At 36.7% G+C, this 3,524-nt stretch carries 1 protein-coding gene and 1 pseudogene; one reads left to right on the top strand and one right to left on the bottom strand.

From position 1 onward, the window contains the following. Positions 1–48: 48 nt before the first annotated feature. Positions 49–605, bottom strand: a pseudogene (locus tag SORDD24_RS01825) (TetR/AcrR family transcriptional regulator). Between the two features lie 642 nt (positions 606–1,247). Between SORDD24_RS01825 and SORDD24_RS11135 the strand changes: the two are divergent. Continuing rightward, the coding region (locus SORDD24_RS11135) for a Spy0128 family protein (RefSeq protein WP_231082651.1) at positions 1,248–3,524 on the top strand (2,277 nt) is incomplete at its 3' end.

Genomic DNA, 3,524 nt, shown 5'->3' on the forward strand with positions numbered 1-3,524 from the left:
AAAGGTGGACAATAAAAAGAATCTTGAGTGGAACTCAAGATTCTTTTTTTATGACACGATATAATCACATAGAGAAGTCTTAGCTAGCTGGATGAAAGTTTCCCTGAATTCCTTAGGCGGTATTGGATTTTCTTTGCGAATCCAGACCTCGATGAATGAAATTGCCATGGTTGTAATGATATAGGCGATGTCTTCTTTGCTAAAATTATATTTCAGTTGGTAATTAACATTTTTTAGTACCCATCCTGAGTATATCTCACGCAGAAACTCCTTCCAACATGGGTCGACTTGTGTGGTATACAAGATGTTAATAATTTCTTTTTTTCGTATATGAGCGGAAGTATATAGTCTGCTAAAAAAGAAATAGGATCTCCATCATTGTTAGGGCTGTACTTATTAAAGACGTTAAAAATATGCTGATTGGTCTCTTCGTGAATATACTCAATAATATCTTCAAAATTGTTAAAATGCTTTTGATAAATCGCTTGTCGTGAAATACCAGCTTCAGCAGCAATTTCAGTCATTGTAAAGGAGCTACGCTGAGGATTTTTCTTAGCTAGTGTGATGAGTGAACTAATAATTAAGTCACGAGTATTCTTTGGCATGATTTCACCTTTCTATTTATAATTATTTAAATATGCATATTGAATACTCTTTTATCATTTGATTAACCACAAATAAACAAAAAATATTACTATATACAATTCTAAATAATTTACAATTTTTTTCTGATTCCATTATAACATAAATTTACTATAAAGACTAGGTTGGATTGTGAAAAGCTCTTTTCTGAAAATTCCTATCACATCAGTATTTTTAGACAATTCTCATATGTGTGCCCTATTGTTTGAGATATAAAAACATTACATCGCGAAGGTTTACAGTGTGTAAATAAATGCCTTGAAATATTAAAAAATATGCTTGAAAATATTTGACGATATGTAGTATAATGGTTGTGGATAATATTTTGCTATATTTCCATCTGATCATGAGTAGTGATACTCCTGCTAAAGATTGAATTTAATATTTTGAATAATGCTAACAGTATATTCTTTACCCAAGCAAAATTACATAGTATAAGGCTCATAACTATGTAATTAATCTACGCGATTGAAAGGGGTGTTGCTTACTGGGAGAAGACGATGCACTATTCAATTAATTTCAATCATTTAGAAAGGAATATTATGAAACAGAAAAATTTCAAAAAAATATTTTTAACATTTCTTTTTCCTCTGATGCTCTTGGGGGTGTTTGCTAAAACAACTCAAGTCGAAGCAGCAGACATCACCGATAGAGTTGTCTTTTCAGACGTTAAAATCCTTGCTGAGGATACAGGAAATGCTGATGAAATTTTCTGGCATGCTAAGGGAAGCACTTACAAAGGTGTTTTATTTAATGGGAAGTTTGCTTTTCCTGGCTTAGCTGCCGGAGATATTAAAGAAGGGGATTACTTTACAATCAAAGTTCCAGATGGTTTGTCTCTTAAAGATGCCACTTTGGATTTGATTGATACCTCAAGTAATAAAGTCCTGGGTAAAGTAGTAGCCGACAGCGTAACAGGTGTTATAACTTTTACTTTTAGTAAAGAAGTTGAAGATAAACAAAATGTAAAAGGAACCTTTAACGTTTCGTCAATTGCAACGACGACGGGCACGGAAAACACGGTAACCTATAACCTCCCCGGGGGTACACAAACCATTACCTTTAAACCTTATCAGGATGAAGATGCCGTTGGTGTTGAAGGTGAGATTGTTTTCAAAGGTGGCTGGTCGAACGGTACGAATAATTATGTGACGTGGTGGATGCGTGTCAACCGTGCGGCTGAAGATTTAACAGGCAAGACTGTTATTATTAAAGATGCTATTGATAAAGATGGCGGTTCCTTGGCTACCTTCATCGCAGACAGCTTTGTTCTTAAGGCCGTTACTTATGAATCAACGGATACTTCAAAGGCAGAAAAAACTGGTGAGTTGGAAACTTATCAAGTAACAACCGATCCTGCTGCTTATAAGGCTGATTCAGATCACAAAGCTCTTTTGAAGATTACAAACAGTGGTTTTGGTTACGAACTGCTCTTGCCAACCAACACGGGAACAAAGGCTTTCCATCTCGAATATCACACAACTACCCCAGCTGATGGCACAAAAGTTAAAAACTCAGCTGGTATCACTGTAGATGGAGAAGCTCGTCCAACATGGAAATCATGGAATGGTACTACAAACACCAAAACAGTGCACTCAACTGAAGTTTTGGCTGTTAAATCGGTAGGTGCGACAGTTTCGGTTGACCTTGCTGGTAAAGTTAAAATCGTTAAATATGATGAAGGCGATGCTAATGTTAAATTGAAAGACGTTGAATTCGATATTGTCAATAAAGACGACAAATCGAAGAGATACACTATCAAGACAGATGAAAACGGTGTTGCCATCACACCTGTATTGTCAAACGGAACTTACGTTGTTACAGAAGTTCGCACTAAAGACGGATATATTCTAGATAAAACAGAACGTGAAGTTAATATGACTGGTGAACCTGTTATCTTGAACATTCCGAACAAACGTAAAACAGTTGACTTTACAGCCACTAAAAAATGGACTAAGGGTAACGCAGGAGACTACAAGCAAGTAAGTGTAGGTCTTTATGTTCGTAAAGAAAGCGAAGCAGAAACAGATGCTAAACCTGTCACTGGTTCTTACACACCAACTATAACTGAAAATGATGGTGTCTACACTTATGAGTGGAAAGACCAATTACCGGAACTTGATACAGATGGTAGCAAATTAGTTTACTCTGTTCGTGAGTTGGCAGACGGAACAGGTATCCCACTTGCTGAAGGTGCTACTATTAATGGTGCTAGTGGTGCAACTTATACTGTTAAGTATAACACTAACGGCAAAGAAATCACTAACGAAGGCCCAACGCCAGTAAATGCTCAAATCCAAGCAATTAAAAAATTGACTGGTCGTGTTATGAAAGCTGGTGAGTTTGAATTTGACTTGTTCGATGACAAGACAGGTAAAGTTGTTGAAACAGTAACAAATGATGCGGATGGTAATATCAACTTTGCCGAATTAACATTTGACAAAGCTGGTACATACAACTACCACATTGTTGAGAAAAAAGCGAACACAACTGAAAAAGGTGTTACTTACGATGCCAACCCTGTTAACGTAACAGTTACTGTATCAGCAGATGCTGAAGGCAATTTATCTGCAGCTGTCGCATACGAAAACGATGATAAGACTTTTGAAAACACATACGCTGCTGAGAAAACGTCAGCTCCTATTGAAGTAACAAAAGTTCTCTCAGGTCGTACCTTGAAAGCTGATGAGTTTGAGTTTGTCTTGAAGAATGACGAAGATGGCTCAGAAGTTCAAAAAGTGAAGAACACTGCTGATGGTAAGGTCGCATTTGCACCAATCGAATACACTAAAGCTGGCACTTACAAGTACACTATCGTTGAAACAAACGCTGGACAAACTATTGACGGTGTAACATACGATAGTCTCGAAGTGAAAGTCACT

Source organism: Streptococcus oralis (assembly GCF_001579175.1).
Classification (GTDB): Bacteria; Bacillota; Bacilli; order Lactobacillales; family Streptococcaceae; genus Streptococcus; species Streptococcus oralis_O.